The 18,560-nt window shown below is 72.7% G+C and carries 13 protein-coding genes; 9 read left to right on the plus strand and 4 right to left on the minus strand.

The window, feature by feature from the left end; genetic code table 11:
* The first annotated feature begins 16 nt into the window (after positions 1-16).
* Positions 17-811, plus strand: a complete 795-nt coding sequence (locus ABD296_RS12320) for an enoyl-CoA hydratase-related protein (RefSeq protein ID WP_344265183.1) — start codon at positions 17-19, stop codon at positions 809-811.
* A 50-nt stretch (positions 812-861) separates the two neighbouring features.
* On the opposite strand, the gene ABD296_RS12325 is transcribed toward ABD296_RS12320, so the two are convergent.
* Positions 862-1,626, minus strand: a complete 765-nt coding sequence (locus ABD296_RS12325) for an IclR family transcriptional regulator (protein WP_344265185.1) — start codon at positions 1,624-1,626, stop codon at positions 862-864.
* 340 nt (positions 1,627-1,966) lie between these two features.
* On the opposite strand from ABD296_RS12325, the gene ABD296_RS12330 reads away from it, so the two are divergent.
* Positions 1,967-3,949 (plus strand): acyl-CoA dehydrogenase family protein, encoded by a 1,983-nt coding sequence (locus tag ABD296_RS12330; RefSeq protein WP_344265189.1) that lies wholly within the window; start codon positions 1,967-1,969, stop codon positions 3,947-3,949.
* A 268-nt stretch (positions 3,950-4,217) separates the two neighbouring features.
* Positions 4,218-5,036 carry a class I SAM-dependent methyltransferase gene (locus ABD296_RS12335; protein ID WP_344265192.1) on the plus strand — a complete coding sequence of 273 codons (819 nt, stop codon included), beginning with the start codon at positions 4,218-4,220 and terminating at the stop codon, positions 5,034-5,036.
* Positions 5,037-5,253: 217 nt separating this feature from the next.
* On the opposite strand, the gene ABD296_RS12340 is transcribed toward ABD296_RS12335, so the two are convergent.
* The 3 genes from ABD296_RS12340 to ABD296_RS12350 all read right to left on the minus strand — a co-directional run bounded on the left by ABD296_RS12340 (position 5,254) and on the right by ABD296_RS12350 (position 10,051).
* Positions 5,254-8,295: a helix-turn-helix transcriptional regulator gene (locus tag ABD296_RS12340; protein ID WP_344265195.1), complete on the minus strand. Its 3,042-nt coding sequence runs from the start codon at positions 8,293-8,295 to the stop codon at positions 5,254-5,256.
* Between the two features lie 42 nt (positions 8,296-8,337).
* On the minus strand, positions 8,338-9,402 hold the full coding sequence (locus tag ABD296_RS12345) for a CaiB/BaiF CoA transferase family protein (RefSeq protein WP_344265197.1): 1,065 nt from the start codon (positions 9,400-9,402) through the stop codon (positions 8,338-8,340).
* A 118-nt stretch (positions 9,403-9,520) separates the two neighbouring features.
* On the minus strand, positions 9,521-10,051 hold the full coding sequence (locus tag ABD296_RS12350; protein WP_344265199.1) for a hypothetical protein: 531 nt from the start codon (positions 10,049-10,051) through the stop codon (positions 9,521-9,523).
* 124 nt (positions 10,052-10,175) lie between these two features.
* Between ABD296_RS12350 and ABD296_RS12355 the strand changes: the two genes are divergently transcribed.
* From ABD296_RS12355 to ABD296_RS12380, 6 genes are all read left to right on the plus strand, one after another.
* Complete coding sequence (locus tag ABD296_RS12355; protein ID WP_344265201.1) at positions 10,176-11,894, plus strand: LLM class flavin-dependent oxidoreductase; 1,719 nt, start codon at positions 10,176-10,178, stop codon at positions 11,892-11,894.
* Positions 11,895-12,075: 181 nt separating this feature from the next.
* Entirely contained in the window at positions 12,076-13,203 is a 1,128-nt protein-coding gene (locus ABD296_RS12360; RefSeq protein WP_344265204.1) for an FAD-dependent oxidoreductase, read from the plus strand.
* 113 nt (positions 13,204-13,316) lie between these two features.
* Positions 13,317-15,248 (plus strand): WD40 repeat domain-containing serine/threonine protein kinase, encoded by a 1,932-nt coding sequence (locus ABD296_RS12365; RefSeq protein WP_344265207.1) that lies wholly within the window; start codon positions 13,317-13,319, stop codon positions 15,246-15,248.
* A gap of 52 nt (positions 15,249-15,300) precedes the next feature.
* Complete coding sequence (deoC, locus tag ABD296_RS12370; protein ID WP_344265210.1) at positions 15,301-16,230, plus strand: deoxyribose-phosphate aldolase; 930 nt, start codon at positions 15,301-15,303, stop codon at positions 16,228-16,230.
* A gap of 2 nt (positions 16,231-16,232) precedes the next feature.
* Complete coding sequence (locus ABD296_RS12375) at positions 16,233-17,663, plus strand: aldehyde dehydrogenase family protein (protein ID WP_344265213.1); 1,431 nt, start codon at positions 16,233-16,235, stop codon at positions 17,661-17,663.
* Positions 17,656-18,507, plus strand: coding sequence for an aldehyde dehydrogenase family protein (locus ABD296_RS12380; RefSeq protein WP_344265216.1), 852 nt, complete (start codon positions 17,656-17,658; stop codon positions 18,505-18,507). Before ABD296_RS12375 ends, ABD296_RS12380 begins: the two co-directional genes overlap by 8 nt.
* The last annotated feature ends 53 nt before the right edge of the window (positions 18,508-18,560 follow it).

Consider the following 18,560-nt stretch of genomic DNA (forward strand, 5'->3'; position numbering starts at 1 on the left):
CCGCTGAGGGTGGAGCATGTACGAGACGATCCTTTACGAGGCCGCGGACCGGGTCGCGCGGATCACGCTGAACCGGCCCGACGCCCGCAACGCGCTCAGCGACCGGATGATCGACGAGCTGCTCGACGCCTTCGAGCGGGCCAAGGCCGATGACGGAGTGCGGGTCATCGTGCTGACCGGAGCCGGTGACCGGGCGTTCTGCGCGGGCGCCGACCTCGGCGGGCTCGGCCGGGCCCAGGCGGACGGGCGGTCCGTCGCCGACGCGGGCGCGATTCGCGAGAGCGCCCCGTTCCGGCTGTTCACCGCGTTCCCGAAGCTCGGCAAGCCGATCATCGCGCGGCTCGCCGGGCACGCGGTCGCCGGCGGCCTCGGCCTCGCCGCCGCGTGCGACCTGGTGGTGGCGGCCGACGACGTCAAGCTCGGCACCCCCGAGGTCAACGTGGGCCTCTGGCCCATGATGATCATGGCGATCATCAACCGGAACGTCGCACCGAAGCACGCCTTCAAGCTCTACTACACCGGGCAGCGGATCACCGCCGCCGAGGGCCGTGACATCGGCCTGGTCACCGAGGTGGTGCCGCGCGCCGAGCTGGACGCGCGGGTGGACGATCTGGCCCGCACCATCGCGTCCAAGAGCCCGCTCGGCCTGCGCCGGGGCCGTGACGCGTTCTTTGCGATCGAGGGCCGCCCGCTGGAGGACCAGGTGGAGCACCTGCTGTCCGAGCTCGTCGGCCTGGCCGCGACCGAGGACGCCAAGGAGGGCATCACCGCGTTCCTGGAGAACCGCACCCCGGACTTCCAGGGCCGCTGACGGCACGCGCCGCCGACGGGGGTCAGGAGGCGGCGGTCAGGAGGCGGCGGTCAGGAGGCGGCGGTCAGGGTGAGCGTCCGCTGGAGTTCGGCGGCGCGGGCGCGCATCCGGTCGGCGGACTTCTCGATCCTCGGCAGCTTGCCGGGGCGGCAGGAGATGGCCAGCGCGCCGACGGCGGTGCCGGTGGCGTCGGTGACCGGCACGGCGGCGCAGCCGGTGCCGAGGGCGTACTCCTCGAGGTCGAGGGAGAGGCCCTCCGGCGAGCTGAGCGCGCCGAGCAGCCGCCCGGGCTCGGTGATGGTGTGCGGGGTCAGGTCGACCAGCGGGTGCCGGGACAGGTAGTCGCGGCGCCGCTCCTCGTCGAGCTGGCTCAGCATGCACTTGCCGAGCGCCGTGGCGTGCGCGGCCTCGTCGAAGCCGACCCACACGTCCACGCGGGGCGCGCGCGGGCCGTCGGCGATGTCGATGAGCCGGATCTCGTCGTCCACGTGCATGCCGAAGTAGCAGGCGACGCCCAGCTCGTCGCGGAGCGCGACGAGGGTCGGGCGGACGTGCGCGAGCAGCTGCTGCGTCCGGCTGCGGCCGTGCAGCGACTGGACGCGGTCGCCCAGCACCCAGACGCCGTCCGGGAGCCGCATGGCGTAGCCCTCGTGGGCGAGGGTGCGGAGCAGGTGGTACGTGGTGGCGAGGGGCAGCCCGGACTCGCGGGCCAGCTGCTTGGCGGGCGCGCCGCTCGGATGCGACGCCACCGCCTCCATGAGATGCAGGGCGCGCTGCACCGACGCGATGAGCGTGGGTTTGCGTGTCTCATCCATTACGCACAGCGAACCCTTCCGGCCCGGCCAGGTCAAGGCCTTTGCCGATACTCGGGTCATTGGATCACTTCGCGGGCGTCTTCGCAGGTGCTTTCCGAAGTCCCCCGGCTAATGGCGATCTGATGGAACGGTCCTGTTCGTGAGCCTTTCCGGTTGTCGGCATCTTTCTCACCCGCAGTCCCGTAAATCGCACGCGACACGCCTGGACGGCGCGGGAGTGGGCGGCGCGCCGACCGGGGAGTAACTTCGGGTGGGTGCAACCTCCGGGGCGCCGAACCCGGAGCCCAGGGCCGCCGTCCGCGAGGGCGGGAACAGCGCAAGCCGCTTCGAGGAGCCGGGCATGAGCCAGCCGAGTCGCAGCCAGACACCCGTCGACGAGCGGACCGCCCGGCGGGTCGCCGAGGAGGCCCGGGAGACCGAATGGCGGCTTCCGAGCTTCGGGAAGCAGCTGTTCCTCGGCGATTTCCGGCTCGATCTCGTCCACCCGCATCCCCGCCCGGACGACGACGCGCGGCGCCGCGGCGAGCAATTCCTCGCGCGGCTCACCGAGTTCTGCGCCACCCGGATCGACGCCGCGCTGATCGAGCGCGAGTCCCGCATTCCGGACGAGGTGGTCGAAGGGCTGCGGGAGATGGGCGCGCTCGGCATGAAGATTCCCGAGCGCTATGGCGGGCTCGGCCTCAGCCAGCTCTATTACGGCCGGGCGCTGATGGTCGTCGGGTCGGTCAGCCCGGCGCTCGGGGCGCTGCTGTCGGCGCACCAGTCCATCGGCGTCCCGCAGCCGGTCAAGATGTTCGGCACGCAGGAGCAGAAGGACGCCTGGCTGCCGCGCTGCGCCCGGGAGATCAGCGCGTTCCTGCTCACCGAGCCCGACGTCGGCTCCGACCCGGCCCGGCTGCGCGCCACGGCCGTGCCCGACGGCGACGACTACGTCCTCAACGGGGTCAAGCTGTGGACGACCAACGGCGTCGTCGCCGACCTCGTCGTCGTCATGGCGCGCGTCCCCAAGCCGGACGGCAGGCAGTCGGACGGACGCAAGGGCGGCATCTCCGCGTTCATCGTGGACATGTCCACGCCCGGCATCACCGTCGAGAACCGCAACGCGTTCATGGGGCTGCGCGGCATCGAGAACGGCGTGACGCGCTTCCACGACGTGCGCGTCCCCAAGGCCAACCTGGTCGGCGCGGAGGGCGCGGGCCTGAAGATCGCGCTCACCACGCTGAACACCGGCCGGCTCTCGCTGCCCGCGATCTGCGCGGCGAGCGGCAAGTGGGCCGCCAAGATCGCCCGCGAGTGGTCGAAGGAGCGGGTGCAGTGGGGGCGGCCGGTCGGCGAGCACGAGGCCGTGGCCCGCAAGGTCGCGTTCATCGCCGCCACCGCGTACGCGCTGGAGGCCATGCTCGACCTGTCCGGGCAGCTCGCCGACGACGAGCGCAACGACATCCGGATCGAGGCGGCCCTCGCCAAGCTGTGGTCGTCGGAGATGGCCTGCCGGATCGCCGACGAGCTGGTCCAGCTGCGCGGCGGGCGCGGTTTCGAGACGGCCGAGTCGCTGGCCGCGCGGGGCGAGCGCGGCGTGCCCGCCGAGCAGGTGCTGCGCGACCTGCGGATCAACCGGATCTTCGAGGGCTCCACCGAGATCATGCATCTGCTGATCGCGCGGGAGGCGGTGGACGCCCACCTGTCCGTCGCGGGCGACATCATCGACCCCGACGCCTCCGCCGCGGCTAAGGCGCGCGCGGCGGCGAAGGCGGGCGGCTTCTACGCGCGCTGGCTGCCGACCCTGGTGACGGGCGCGGGGCAGCGGCCGAAGGCGTACGCGGAGTTCGGCGCGCTCGCCAAGCACCTGCGCTACGTCGAGCGCGCCTCCCGCAAGCTGGCCCGGTCCATCTTCTACGCGGCGGGCCGCTGGCAGGGCAGGCTGGAGTACAAGCAGGGGTTCCTCGGCCGGATGGTCGACATCGGCGCCGAGCTGTACGCGATGAGCGCCGTCTGCGTCCGCGCCAACGCCGATTCCGCCGGCCTCGGCCCGCTCACCGGATCCATCGCGGACGGCCCGAGCGAGACCGATGGTCCCGGCGCCTCCGCCGTCCTGCTGGCCGACGCGTTCTGCCGCCAGGCGCGGGTGCGCGTCGAGGAGCTCTTCGACGGCCTGTGGCGCAACACCGACGAGATGGACGTCAGACTCGCGCGGGCGGTCCTCGCCGGCGATTTCGCCTGGGTGGAGGAAGGCGTATTGGACCCCTCCATTCCCGGCCCCTGGATCGCGCCCGCCGAACCAGGCCCGAGCGGCAAGCCGGACGTGCACCGCACGATCGGCTGAGAACGCCGCCTTGACCTGCGGTGCGTGACCGGTGGACTGCCGTGCGCTACGGTGACCTGGCCCGGCGACCGGTTCGCGCGACCGGTTGTGCCGGGATACACCGGTCGTCGACCCTGCGCACCGTTTCCTGAACGCCGGGCAATGCGCTCGCGTACGGATGGGTAGACTGTCCCGACCTTGCGCCAGAGATCAGACCATCCCGAGGGATCCGGTCACGTCGATCCGGCGAAAACAAGCAGAACGCCAACGCACCCAGCGAGCGGGAAGTATGCAGCAACCTGGTCAGAAGAAGTCCATCGCAGGAACCCTACTCAATCTCATCGGCAGCGGTCCGAAACCCGCTCCCGCGTCACCCACGGCGGGAGACGGGGAGGTCATCCAGCCCGCCGCCGGCGAGGGGGCCCTGGAGAACCATCTGGGCGGTGACGAGGCCCGCAACTACCGCAAGTACGAGTACGAGACCGTCGCCCCCCACGTCGGGCGCTCCCTGCTGGAGATCGGCTCCGGGCTCGGGCACTTCTCCGAGCAGTTCGCCGGACGGCTCGACTACCTCGTCGTGAGCGACAACGACCCGTACTGCGTCGGAGAGCTGCGCGAGCGCTACGACGCCGACGACGACGTCGAGGTCATCGACCTCGAACTGCCGGCCGAGATCCAGATCCGGCAGAAGGTCGACACGGTCGTGATGATGAACGTCCTGGAGCACATCAAGGACGACGTCCAGGCGCTGCGCGACCTGGCCTCCGTCACCCTGCCCGGCGGCCGGATCGTGATCTGGGTGCCCGGCTACATGCAGCTGTACGGCGACTTCGACCGCAAGGTCGGGCACGTCACCCGGTACACCCCGGCGACGCTGGAGGCCTCGGTGCGCGAGGCCGGCCTCGTCCCCGAGGTGCTCAAGCCGATCAACTTCCTGGGCGGGATCGCCTGGTGGTTCGCGGTGCGCCGCGGCGGCGCCGGCTACCCCGACCCGCGGCTGGTCAAGATCTACGACCGGACGGTCGTGCCGGTGACCCGCGCCATCGAGCGCGTGGTCCGTCCGCCGTTCGGGCAGACCGTCTTCTGCGTGGCGCGCGTCCCGCGCTAGCGGTCCGCGACGGGCACGGCGGGCACGAGATCATCACCATGTGAACTCGTGCCCGCCGTTTTCGGTATGTCGCCCGTTACACGGCGCAATGGGCGGAGCACACTGGGCAGTGGCCGGAACGGTCGCGGGCCGCCTCTCCGGGGGGAGAAGCACCGCCTGCTTCCGCGGCGCGCGACCGCGAAGGCCGGCCACGTCAGTTCCCGTGTGGTCCGACGGTTCAGTGGCGGGAGTCCGGGAGGGGGGCTCCCGCCACCGAGCCCTGCCTGCTCGAACTCCGCTCGCCCGAACCCGGCCCGCCCGAGCCCTGCCCGCTCGAACCCCGCCCGTTCGAGGCGGAGTGCTCGCGGGAGCCGGCGAACAGGGCCAGCCGGTGCGCGGTCGCGGCGGCCTCGCCGCGGTTGGCCACCTCGAGCTTGCTCAGGATGTTCGACACGTGCACGCTGGCCGTCTTGGCCGAGATGAACAGCGCCTCGGCAATGTCGCGGTTGCTGCGTCCCTCGGCGACGAGGCGGAGCACCTCGTACTCGCGCGGGGTCAGGCCGAGCGGCGCGGACGGCTCGGCGCCGCCGCGGCGCGGGGCCCGGGTCCGCCGCAGCAGGTCGGCGACCCGTTCCGCCAGCGGCGCGGCGCCGACGTCGGCGGCGGCGTCCGCCGCGATCCGCAGCCGGGCCGTCGCCCCGTCGTGGTCGCCGTCCGCCAGCGCGGCCTCGGCGGCGTGGACGAGGGCCTGCGCCCGGGCGAACGGGTTGCCGAGCGCCTCCCACGCGGCCGCGACCCCGTCCCAGGCCGCCAGGTCGAGGACGCCCCGGGCGCGGGCCGCCTCGGCGTCGAGGGTGAGCCTGTGGGCGCGCTGCAGGGGGCCGCTGATCGTCAGGCCGGCGGCGCGCTCCTCGATCCGCCGCAGCATCGGCGCGGCGGACGGCCCGAGCTCGGCGCAGGCCGTGGCGCCCGCGACCAGCACCGGCAGCGCGTAGCGGGCGTCGTCGGGCAGGCCCGCCTCCTCGATCACGCCCTCCACCGCCGGGAGCACGTCCTGCGGGCGGCCCTCGGCCAGCGCCATCCGCGCCTCGAGCCAGAGGGTGCTGAAGTAGTCCTGCGTCTTCAGCCACTTCATCTTGAGCTGCATGATCTCGCGGGCGCCGCCGAGGCGCTGGCGGGCGGCGGCGAGGTCGCCGCGCGCGAGCGCCACCCCGCCCAGCAGCACCAGCAGCGAGGTGCGGATCGTCACCGACGGCTCCTGCTCCATCGCGTGGTTCATCACGGCCAGGGCCTCGTCCCACCGTCCGAGCGAGACCAGCGGCTCGGCCTGGTTGATGCACAGGAACGTGCCCTGCGTCCGCGACACCCCGTACTCGCCCGCGAGCTCCTTGCCCTGCGCGGCGACGGCCGCGGCCTCCTCGTGCCGGCCCGCGCCCTCCAGGAAGTGCGACTTGATGACGTAGAACCGCAGCACCGAATGGTGGTCGCCGCTGGCGAGGGCGGCCCGCTCGACATCGGCGAGCGTGTCCCCGGTCGAGAGATCCGGGTACTCGGAGTAGTCGATGTCGGCGCAGAACAGCGTGATGAGCGCCTGCGCCTCGGCGACGGGGTCGGCGAGCCTGCGCGCGATGGCCAGCGACTCGGCCGCCGCGGCGCGGGCCTCGGGGATGTCGGTACTGAAGCGCACATAGGTCGCCAGGGCCGACAGCACGCGCGCGCGCAGGACGGTCGGGGGATCGGCGGGCAGCGCCTTCACCGCGGCGCGCACGTCGTCGACGAAACCGGGCCGCGCCATCTCGTAGCGCATGTGGCCGCGCAGCTTCAGCAGCTCGGCCCAGCGCTCGGTGTCCATCGCCTCCTCGCCGGCGGCCTCGACCTCCTTCAGCGCGGCGGTGACGAACTTGATGCCCCGGTCGTACTCGCCGGCCAGGTCGGCGGCGTTCGCGGCGTCCTCCATGACCTTGACGTGGTCGGCGCCGATGCGGTCCGCGGCGTCGGGCACGCGGTCCCACAGGTTCAGCACCCGCGACAGCATCGTCAGGCACTCGGCGTAGGCGAGCGCCTTGCGCGCGTCGGCCGCCGCCCGCCACGACGCGACGAGCGCCCACGTGGCGTCGTTCGCGGCCTTCCAGTGGTGGCTGAGCTCCACCCAGAGCCGCCCGGACGGGACGAGCCCCGGGTCGTTCTCCAGGGCCTCGGCGTAGCGGGTGTGCAGCCGCGTGTACTCGCCGGGCAGCAGGTCGTCGTGGATCGCCTCGCGGATCAGCGCGTGCCGGAACGCGTAGCCGTCGCCGTCCACGACCAGGACGTTCGCCGCGACGGCGGGCCGCAGCACGCGGGTCAGCGCGGTGTCGTCGAGCCCCGACACGGCGGCCAGCAGGGCGTGCTCGATCCGGGTGCCGCCGCCGCTGGCGTCCCGCAGCACGTCCTGGGTCTCCTCGGGCAGCCGCTGCACGCCCGCCAGCAGCAGGTCGCGCAGCGACTCGGGCAGCTCGCACGCCAGCGTGCCGTCGTCGTCGAGCAGCGCCTCGATGAACAGCGGGTTCCCCTCGCTGCGCGCGTCGATCCGGTCGACCAGGCCGGGCGGCGGCGCCTGCCCGAGCACCGCGGTGACCAGCGCCGCGACGTCCGAGCGGGCCAGCCTGGTGATCTCCAGCCGGGTGACCCGGTCGACCCGTTCCAGCCCGCCGAGCAGCGGGCGCAGCGGATGGGTGCGGTGCAGCTCGTCCGACCGGTACGTCACGACGATCATGACCGGCGCGGCGCTCTGGTTGCGCACCAGGAACGACAGCAGGTCGCGGGTGGACCGGTCCGCCCAGTGCGCGTCCTCGATGACCAGGACGACCGGCTCGCGCTCGGCGAGCCGGTCCAGCAGGGTGAGCACCACCTCGAACAGCCGGGCGCGCTCCTCGCCGGACGCGGCGTCGCTCTCCGGCTCGCCGAACTCCGGCAGCAGCCGGGCGAGGCTCCCGGTGTCGCCGCGCGGGACGAGCGCCGCGACGCCGTCGATGCCGATGTCGCGGACCAGCCCGCGCAGCACGGTGGTGAACGGCGCGAACGGCAGGCCGTCGGAGCCGAGCTCCAGGCAGCCGCCGACCAGCACGCGGGCCCGCCCGGTGCCGCCGACGGACGCCGCGAACTCGCGGATCAGCCGGGTCTTGCCGAGGCCGGCCTCGCCGCCGACCAGGATCGCGCCGGGGGCCGCCGCCAGCGCGTCCTCCAGCACGCCCAGCTCGGCCGACCTGCCGACCAGGACGGGACTCATCGCACGCGCGCTCACGTCACAAGAATGCCAAATGAATCCGACAATCCCACCTGAATATCAATCGGTGAGACGTTGCCAGCCCTGCCCGCGGTGCTCGTCCAGCCCGGCGACCGGGCCGCCCGGCAGCGGCGGGTGGGCGGTGGTGCGCACCGGCCCCGCGTCCAGCACGCCGCGCGCCCGGAAGTGCTCGAGCTCCAGCATCTCGGCGCCGCTCAGCAGCGGCGCCACCGGCGCCCCGGCGGCCGACAGCCGCTCCATCGCCTCGTCCCTGGTCAGCCGGGCGATGGCGACCGCGACCTCGGCGTCCAGCTCGGCGACGCGGCCGAGCCGCTCGGCGAACGGCACCTCCGCCGCCTCGTCCAGGCCGAGCGCGCGGCAGGCGGCCGCCCAGAGCCGCTCCTCCGACACGACCCCGAGTGTGATCTTCGACCCGTCCTTGGTGGCGTACACGCCGTATCCGGGCACGGGCCCGGTCACGTGGGGCGCCGGGTCGGCCTTCGCGGGTTCCTGCGGACGGGTCGCCTCGGGGACGGTGCTCGTCCAGTGCGCCAGCACGTCGGCCATGCCGAGGTCGATCCGGTCGCCGGCGCCGGTGGCGCGGGCCTTCAGGCACGCCGAGGTGATCGCGAAAGCGGCCATCGTCGCGGCGGCCATGTCGGCGACGGGCAGCTCTTCGAGCGTCGGGGACACCGCGTCCGGCGGCAGCGTCGCCGCGTACGCGCGGTAGTTGACGTCGTGGCCCGGCACCTGCGCGAGCGGCCCCTCGGCCCCGTAGCCGGAAATGGAGCAGTACACCAGCCGGGGATTGAGCGCGCGCAGGGCTGCGTCGCCCACCCCCAGCCGGTCGGCCACTCCGGGCCGGAACCCCTCCACGAACACCTCGGCGTCCGCCGCTAGCTCCCGGCACCGCTCTTGCCCGTCCTCGGACTTCAGGTCCAGCACGATGCTCCGCTTGCGCCGGTTGAGCAGGTCGAAGTGCCCCTGGAACATCCGCATGGGCTCGCCGCCGGGCGGTTCCACCTTGATGACGTCGGCGCCGAGCTGGGCGAGGAGCTGCGTGGTGTAGGGGCCGGGCCGCCACATCGTCAGGTCCAGTACGCGCAGTCCGTCCAGCGGCGCCATGGCTCTCCTCCGCGTCGGCTCGCCGTCCCCGCACTGGTGGGACGGACGTTCCGGCCATGGTGTCCGTCGCCCGCCCACCCAGTCAAGCGAGCGCTTGGTTCGCCACGCGCCGGCCGGCCTAGGCGCTGGCCACGTCCGGGGCGGAAGGCCGTTCCAGCGTGAACGCGAGGGTGGCCGGGTCGACCCGAGCCGGCAGCACCGTGCCCTGTGCGGCGCTCCCGAACCGGTAGCGCGGGACCTCGTTGCTCGACTCGAACGAGGCGAATCCCGGCCCGCTGATCCGCATCAGGAGCCGGACCTGGGAGTAGTGGTCGTTGGTCGGCGGGGCGGAGGAGACCGTCAGGACGAGCGCGGTCGCCTCGACGCCGTGGGCGGCGAGCCGGATCGTGGCATGCCGTTCGTCACGGGCGGAGACGACGGTGGAGAGCCCGACATAGGCGACGAAAGCCGAGACCAGGGCCAGCCCGACGGCCGCCCATGTCCAGCCGCCGCGGGTTCCGCCGATGCCCGTGGTGGCGAGGACCGTGCAGAACACGGCGGCGGCGCCCGCGCCGAGCATCAGGATCCCGCCCACGACGCAGGCGATCAACGTGATCACTGGGCCCTTGGGGTCCAGCAGGACGGGTTCGCGGACGCGGAAGGCGGGCACGGCGGCATGGTAGCGGGAGGTGATCGCGGCCGGGGACGTCCGTTGACGGCGCGTCCAATTCGGGTGATGCTGGCCGGGCAGGGCCGGGTTCGCGCGCCTGTTCTCGCTGGTCACGCGTGTGGAGGTGGTCACGATCCGTTTCGGGCTCTTCTACGAGCACCAGTTGCCGCGGCCGTGGGAGGACGGGCGGGAGCTGCGGCTCTATCAGGACGCGCTGGACCAGGTGGAGATCGCCGACCGGGTGGGGTTCGACTACATCTGGGAGGTCGAGCACCACTTCCTGGAGGAGTACAGCCATTCGCCGGCGCCGGAGGTGTTCCTCGCGGCGGCGTCGCAGCGGACGAAGCGGGTGCGGCTCGGGCACGGGATCGTCCAGCTGCCGCCGGCCGTCAACCATCCCGCGCGGATCGCCGAGCGGATCGCGGCGCTCGACCTGGTGTCGAACGGGCGGGTGGACTTCGGGACGGGCGAGTCGAGCTCCGGCGCGGAACTCGGCGGGTTCGGCGTGCGGCGGACGGAGAAGCGGGCGCAGTGGCAGGACGCGATCGACGCCGTCACCCGGATGTTCGTCGAGGAGCCGTTCGCCGGGTGGAGGTCGCCGTATCTGCGGATGCCGCCGCGCAACGTGATTCCGAAGCCGGTGCAGAAACCGCACCCGCCGCTGTGGGTGGCGTGTTCGCGGCGGGAGACCATCCAGTTCGCGGCCCGGAACGGGATCGGGGCGCTGTCGTTCTCGTTCGTGGAGCCCGAGGACGCGGGCAAGTGGGTGGACGAGTACTACCGCATCCTGGCCTCGGAGGAATGCGTCCCGGCCGGGTTCGCGGTGAATCCGAACGTGTCCGTGGTGCTTCCCATGATGCTGCACGAGGACGAGGCCACCGCGATCGACCGTGGAATCGACGGCGCGCATTTCTTCGCGTTCGCGCTGGCCCACTATTACGGGACGACACCGCACGACCCCGGGCGCACCAGCGTGTGGGACGAGTTCCAGGAGCGCCGGGCGTCCAAGGGGTTCGACCGCGAGCAGATCATCGCCAATGCCGAGTCGCTGAACGTGAATGTCGGCTCTTTGCGCGGCGCGGTGGGGACTCCCGAGCAGGTCGTCGATCTGATCCGGCGGTACGAGTCGGTCGGCGTCGACCAGATCTCGTTCGTGTTGCAGTCCGGCCGGAACGAGCACGAGCACATCTGCGAGAGCCTCGAATTGTTCGGCTCGTCGGTGCTGCCGCATTTCGTCGGGGGCCGGGAGGAGCGGGAGGCGGCCAAGGCGGAGCGTCTCGCGCCCGCGATCGAGGCGGCGCTGGCGCGGCGGAAGCCCGCCCGGGAGATGCCGCCCGGTTACCGGATCGACGAGGACGCGGAGGTGGCCCGGGCGCTGCGCCCGTCCCGGTCGCGGCGGCCGGTGCGGCGGGAGATCCGCGCGACGGCCCGGCGGCGGGCCGCGCAGGGCTTCTACAAGCTGGTGCACGGCAGGACCGACGAGCAGATCGAGCGGCGGTTCGGGCCGGGCGCGCAGCGGCTGTTCTTCGCCGGGATGGCCCGCGCGTTCGATCCGTCGGCGGCGGCGGGGTTCGAGGGCGACATCGAGTTCCGCCTGACGCCCGGTCGCGGGGCCCCGACCGCATGGACGGTCCGGATCTCGGACGGCCGGGCCCGGGCCCTCGCCGGCGGGTCGAAGGAGCCGGACGTCGCGCTCGTCGTCCGGACGGCCGACTTCCTGCGGATCCTCGCGGGCGACGCCAACCCGGCGTCGATGCTCATGGACGGGAAGCTGCGGATCCGGGGGAACTATGAGCTGGCGCCGCGGCTCAGCGAGATGTTCGGCGGCCCGTCCCCCTACTGAGGTCGAGGGTGGCCGTGGTCCCCCGATCACCACGGCCACCATGACGTCTGATGCAGGATGCGACGTCCGGGTTCGGGGAACGATCCGACGAATGCCGGGAACTTTCGCTTGGGGTGTTGTGGGGGACGGGCTCGTGTACTACAAGTAGTAGTACTACAGCCTGTCGTCGATTGGGGCGGGGATGCGCATTCTCATCGTGGGCGCGGGGATCAGCGGCCTCGCGGCGGCACGGGGCTTCCAGGCGGCGGGGCATCGGGTGACCGTGCTGGAGCGGGCGGAGCGGCTGCGCGCCGGGGGCGGGGCGATCACGCTGTGGCCCAACGGCGTGACCGTGCTGCGCGACCTCGGCGTCGACCTGGCCGGGCTCGGCGCGACGCTGTCCGCGGTCGGGCTGCTGAGCGCGCGGGGCAGGCCCGTCCTGACCGTCCCGGGGGAGGACCTGGAGGCCCGGCTGGGCGCGCCCGCCCTGGGCGTCGCGAGGACCGACCTGCTCGCCCGGCTCTTCGAGGGGCTGCCCGAGGGGACGGTGCGGTTCGGCGAGCGGTTCGCGCGCTACGTCCAGCACGGCCGGACCGTGCGAGTCGAGACCGAGTCGGGGACCGTCCACGACGCCGACCTCCTGATCGGCGCGGACGGCGCCTGGTCCCGTGTGCGCGCGGCCGCGTTCGGCGCCAACGTCCCGAAGGCGACCGGCGTGGCGACCGTGCAGGGGCTCATCCCCTCGAAGGTCGAGCTCGACGGGCGCTCGCTGATGCTCATGGGACGGGAGGGCGACGCGGGGTTCGGGCCGGCGGGCGACGGGCGCGTGTGGTTCTTCTTCGACGTCCCGTGGCCGCCGGACGGCCCGGCCGGACGGCCGCTGGAGCTCCTCCGGCGGCGCTTCGGCGGCTGGGCCTGGCCCGTCCGCGACCTCCTGGCCGAACTGACCGAGGACGACGTGCAGGTCTTCCCGAACCACCGGCACGCGATCCCGCGCCACTGGGGCCGGGGACGGTGCCTGCTGATCGGCGACGCCATGCACGTCATGCCCCCGTTCTTCGCGCAGGGGACCAACCAGGCGCTCGAGGACGTCTCCGCGCTCCTGCGCCTGCTGGCCCGAGGCGAGGAGCAGCTCAAGCACTACGGCCCGCTGCGCCGCCGCCGGGCCCGTCTCGCCGCATCGCTCGCCACCAACGGCCGCTTCGTGAAGGAGCCGCTCAGCCTCGTGCAGTCCGAGCCCGTCCTGCGCCTCATGGCCGCGACCTCCGACTCCTCGGCGACGGCAGCCGTGACCACGATCCTCCGGACCACCAGCAACCGCCTCCCCTGACGCTGGGCGCGTGAGGACGTGCAGGGGCGCGATTTCATCGATCTGCTGACGATGCGCCTTTGGGGCTATTGGACCCCGTGTCGGCATGGTTATGTGCCCCTGTGACACGGGACGTGGGAAAAGTCGTGATCGGCCGGTACCGGCTGGAGGAGATGCTCGGCGAGGGCGGGATGGGCGCCGTCTGGCGCGCGCACGATGAGCGGATGCGCCGCGACGTGGCGCTCAAGCAGCTCAAGCTGCCCGCGAGCCTGGAGCCCGGGCTGCGCGAACAGCTGGTGGCGCGCATGGAGCGCGAGGCCCGGTCGGTCGGGATGCTCAAGCATCCCGGCATCATCACCGTCCATGACCAGTTCCACGACGAGGACGGCCTGCCCTGGATCGTGATGGAGCTGGTGCGGGGCCGCTCCCTGGACGCCGCCATCCGCGCGGACGGTCCGCTGGACGAGGCGGAGACCGCCCGGATCGGTGCGCGGATCGCCGAGGCGCTGGCGGCCGCGCACGAGGCGGGGGTCGTGCACCGCGACATCAAACCGGCCAACATCCTGCTGGAGGGCGACCGGGTCGTGGTCTCCGACTTCGGGCTCGCCGCCGTCCCGGGGGAGACCGCCCTGACCGCCACCGGCGCCCTGCTGGGCACGCCCGCCTTCCTGGCGCCCGAGCAGGTCGACGACCGTGAGGCCATCGCCGCGTCCGACGTCTGGTCGCTGGGCGTCACCCTGTACGCCACCGTCGAAGGGCGTCCGGCCTTCACCGGCGGCACCATCGCGGCGCTGCTCCTGGCCATCTCCCGGGGCGAACCCGCCCCGATGCAGCGGGCGCGGCTTCTGGCGCCGGTCCTGCGGGACCTGCTGCGCCGCGATCCGCTGCGGCGGCCGAGCGCCAGGGCCGTCGCCGCCAGCCTCAACGCGCTGGCCGGAACGCCGCCCGTCGAAACCCCGCCCGTGGAGGCCCCGCCCGCCGATGCCGTTCCGCCGCTGCCGTTCGCGGAGCCCTCCCGGCGCGCCTTCCTGATCAGCGGGGGCGCCGCCGCCGTCGCCCTGGCGGTCCCCATCGGCTACGCCCTCACGCACGACGGGGGGTCGGGGAGCCCCCGGCCGAGCCGCACGCCCACCGCCTCGGGCACGCCTTCCCTAGGGAAGGTGCTCCAGGGCCATACGGGCCCGGTCACCGCGGTGGCGTTCAGCCCGGACGGGAAGACCCTCGCCAGCACGAGCGACGATCGCACGGTGCGGTTGTGGGACCCCGCGACCCGCGCGCCCATCGGGCAGCCCCTCATGGGCCACAAGGACGCGGTGCTCGCGGTGGCGTTCGATCCGCACGGGAAGACCCTGGTCACAGGGAGCAGCGACAAGACGGCGCGCGTGTGGGACGCCGCCACCCGCCTCCCGGTCGGCAAACCTCTCACCGGCCAGTACGACGCCGTCTGGGCGGTCGCGTTCAGCCCCGACGGCAGGATCCTCGCCACCTCGGGCGGCAGCGACGTGCTGCTGCGGCGCGCGAACACCCGCAAAGCCTTCGGCGATCCCGTCGTGCACCTGAACACCGTCAGCGCGATGGTGTTCAGCCCGGACGGGAAGACCCTGGTGACCACGGCCGGCGACAACGTGTACGTGTGGGACCTGACCGACCCCGCGCACGCCCGCTGGCGGAACCTCAAGGAACGCGCCAGCGGTATCGGCGGGGTGGCGTTCACCCCCGACGGCAAGAACCTCGCCACCGCAAGCGCGGCCGACGGCGAGATGCGGTTGTGGAAGGCGGCCACCCGCAGGCCCATCGGCAAGCCCTTCTCCGGCGGTGACCGCGGGATCGACGGGGTGGCGTTCAGCCCGGACGGCAAGATCCTGGCCACCGGAGGCAACGACAGCATGGTGCGGTTGTGGGACGTGGCCACCCGCGAACTCCTCAGAGCGCCCCTCACAGGGCATGCGGACAGCGTCGTCTCGGTGGCGTTCAGTCCCGACGGCAGGACCCTGGCCAGCGCGAGCAGCGACCGCACCCTGCGGTTGTGGGACATGGCGGACCTGGGCGTGCACGTACCGGCCTGACCGGGCACATGGGCCGTTTGTGCCGGTGCGGGTCTTGGGCGATGCTTGGGGCGTGTCAACGGAGACTCTGCTCGGCGCCGCCGAGCTGCGCGCGTTCCTGGACGGGCTGCCGGGCGTCGACGAGGTCGGCGCGCAGGAGCGCGCGGCCCGGCTCGCCACGCGGTCGATCAAGACGTCGGCGAAGGCCGAGGCCATCGACCTGGCCATCTCGATGGTGGACCTGACCACCCTGGAGGGCGCCGACACCGCCGGGAAGGTGCGGGCGCTGTGCGCGAAGGCCGTCCGGCCCGACCCGTCGGATCCGACCGTCCCCAAGGTCGGCGCGGTGTGCGTGTACCCCGACATGGTGGAGACGGCCGTCGCGGCGCTGGACGGCTCGGGGATCGGCGTCGCGTCGGTGGCGACGGCGTTCCCGTCGGGGCGGGCGCCGCTGGAGGCCAAGCTCGCCGACACCCGGGCGGCGGTCGCGGCGGGCGCGGCCGAGATCGACATGGTGATCGACCGGGGCGCGTTCCTGTCCGGCGACGTGCTGAAGGTCTTCGAGGAGATCACCGCGGTCAAGCAGGCGTGCGGCCAGGCGCACCTGAAGGTGATCCTGGAGACGGGCGAGCTGGCGACGCTCGACAACGTGCGGCGCGCGTCGTGGCTGGCGATGCGGGCCGGCGCCGACTTCATCAAGACCTCCACCGGCAAGGTGTCGCCCGCCGCGACGCTGCCGGTGACGCTGGTGATGCTGGAGGCCGTCCGCGACTACCGGGCCGCGACGGGACGCCAGATCGGGGTGAAGCCCGCGGGCGGCATCCGCACCACCAAGGACGCGATCAAGTACCTGGTGCTGGTGAACGAGACCGCCGGCCCGGACTGGCTGTCCCCGCAGTGGTTCCGGCTCGGCGCGTCGTCGGTGCTGAACGACCTGCTGATGCAGCGCCGCAAGCTGTCCACCGGGGTGTACTCCGGTCCCGACTACTTCACCCTGGACTGATCATGGTGTTCGAGTACGCGCCCGCCCCCGAGTCCCGGTCGGTCGTCGACATCCGGCCGTCCTACGGGCTGTTCGTCGGCGGCGAGTTCGTCGACGGGCACGGGGAGCCGTTCAAGTCGATCAACCCGGCCGACGAGAGCGTGCTGGCCGACATCGCCTGCGCCGACGAGGCGGACGTCGACCGCGCCGTGCAGGCCGCCCGCACCGCCTACGACACGGTGTGGGGGCCGATGCCCGGCGCCGAGCGCGCCAAGTACCTGTACCGGATCGCCCGGATCATCCAGGAACGTTCCCGCGAGCTGGCCGTGCTGGAGTCGATCGACAACGGCAAGCCGATCCGCGAGTCGCGGGACGTGGACGTCCCGCTGGTCGCGGCGTGGTTCTTCTACTACGCGGGCTGGGCCGACAAGCTCGGCTACGCCGGGTTCGGCCCCGACCCGCGCCCGGTCGGCGTCGCGGGCCAGGTCATCCCGTGGAACTTCCCGCTGCTGATGCTCGCCTGGAAGATCGCGCCCGCGCTGGCCTGCGGCAACACCGTCGTGCTGAAACCGGCGGAGACGACGCCGCTGACCGCGCTGCTGTTCGCCGACATCTGCCGCCAGGCCGACCTGCCGCCCGGCGTCGTCAACATCATCACCGGCGCGGGCGAGACGGGCCGCGCGCTGGTCGCGCACCCCGGCATCGACAAGGTCGCGTTCACCGGCTCCACCGACGTCGGCCGCCAGATCGCCCGCACCCTCGCCGGCACGTCGAAGAAGCTGACGCTGGAGCTGGGCGGGAAGGCCGCCAACATCGTCTACGCGGACGCCGCGCTCGACCAGGCCGTCGAGGGCATCGTCAACGGCATCTTCTTCAACCAGGGGCACGTGTGCTGCGCCGGGTCGCGGCTGCTGGTGCAGGAGTCGGTGGCCGACGAGGTCCTCGACCGGCTCAAGGCGCGGATGGCGACGCTGCGGGTCGGCGACCCGCTCGACAAGAACACCGACATCGGCGCCATCAACTCCGCCGAGCAGCTCGACCGGATCCGCGAGCTGTCGTCCGCCGGCGAGCAGGAGGGCGCGACCCGCTGGTCACCGCCCTGCGACCTGCCCGACCGCGGGTTCTGGTTCGCGCCGACCGTCTTCACCGGCGTCGCGCAGTCGCACCGGATCGCGCAGGAGGAGATCTTCGGCCCCGTCCTGTCGGTGCTGACGTTCCGCACCCCCGACGAGGCCGTCACCAAGGCCAACAACACGCCCTACGGGCTGTCCGCCGGGATCTGGACGGAGAAGGGCTCGCAGATCCTGTGGACCGCGCAGCGGCTCCGCGCCGGGGTCGTATGGGCCAACACCTTCAACAAGTTCGACCCCGCCTCCCCGTTCGGCGGCTACAAGGAATCGGGGTTCGGCCGCGAAGGCGGACGCCACGGGCTGGAGGCCTACCTCAATGTCTGACCGTCTCACCGTGCGCAAGACCTACAAGCTGTACATCGGCGGCGCGTTCCCGCGTTCGGAGTCAGGCAGGTCCTATCCCGTGACCGACGGCAAGGGACGGTTCGTCGCCAACGCGTCCCAGGCGTCCCGCAAGGACGTCCGCGACGCGGTCGTCGCCGCCCGCAAGGCGTTCGGCGGCTGGTCGGGACGCACCGCCTACAACCGCGCCCAGATCCTCTACCGCGTCGCCGAGATGCTGGAGGGACGCCGCGACCAGTTCGTCGACGAGGTCAGGCACACCGGCGCGTCCAAGACGCAGGCCGCCGCCGAAGTCGACGCGGCGATCGACCGGTGGGTCTGGTACGCCGGATGGGCCGACAAGATCTCCGCCGTCGCCGGCGCCGCCAACCCCGTCTCCGGGCCGTTCTTCAACTTCTCGACGCCCGAGCCCACCGGCGTCGTCGGCATCGTCGCGCCCGACTCGCCGCTGCTCGGCCTGGTGTCGGTGGTCGCGCCCGCGATCGTCACCGGCAACACCGCCGTCGTCGTCGCGTCCGAGCCCGCGCCGCTCGCCGCCGTCACCCTCGCCGAGGTGCTCGCCACGTCCGACCTGCCCGGCGGCGTCGTCAACGTCCTCACCGGGCACCGCGCGGAACTCGCGCCGTGGCTCGCGTCCCACATGGACGTCAACGCCGTCGACCTCACCGGCGTCCCGGACGGCGACGTGGCCGGTCTGCAGGACAAGGCGGCGGAGAACCTCAAGCGCGTCTTCCGCGCCGCAGGCGACTGGGCCGGGGACCCCGGAACCGCGCGTATGACGGCGTTTCTGGAGGTCAAGACGGTGTGGCACACCGTGGGCGTCTGAAAGCGGAAATGGCGCGGAGTGTGTAGAGCGTCACGAACGGTGGAATAGATCTC

Origin of the sequence: Actinomadura napierensis (assembly GCF_039529375.1) — a bacterium.
Taxonomy (GTDB): Bacteria; Actinomycetota; Actinomycetes; order Streptosporangiales; family Streptosporangiaceae; genus Spirillospora; species Spirillospora napierensis.

Excerpts from the sequence above, each read along its gene's own strand:
- ABD296_RS12320 (WP_344265183.1), top strand. The coding sequence starts at position 17 with ATGTACGAGACGATCCTTTACGAGGCCGCGGACCGGGTCGCGCGGATC.
- ABD296_RS12325 (WP_344265185.1), bottom strand. The coding sequence starts at position 1,626 with ATGGATGAGACACGCAAACCCACGCTCATCGCGTCGGTGCAGCGCGCC.
- ABD296_RS12330 (WP_344265189.1), top strand. The coding sequence starts at position 1,967 with ATGAGCCAGCCGAGTCGCAGCCAGACACCCGTCGACGAGCGGACCGCC.
- ABD296_RS12335 (WP_344265192.1), top strand. The coding sequence starts at position 4,218 with ATGCAGCAACCTGGTCAGAAGAAGTCCATCGCAGGAACCCTACTCAAT.
- ABD296_RS12345 (WP_344265197.1), bottom strand. The coding sequence starts at position 9,402 with ATGGCGCCGCTGGACGGACTGCGCGTACTGGACCTGACGATGTGGCGG.
- ABD296_RS12360 (WP_344265204.1), top strand. The coding sequence starts at position 12,076 with ATGCGCATTCTCATCGTGGGCGCGGGGATCAGCGGCCTCGCGGCGGCA.
- ABD296_RS12375 (WP_344265213.1), top strand. The coding sequence starts at position 16,233 with ATGGTGTTCGAGTACGCGCCCGCCCCCGAGTCCCGGTCGGTCGTCGAC.
- ABD296_RS12380 (WP_344265216.1), top strand. The coding sequence starts at position 17,656 with ATGTCTGACCGTCTCACCGTGCGCAAGACCTACAAGCTGTACATCGGC.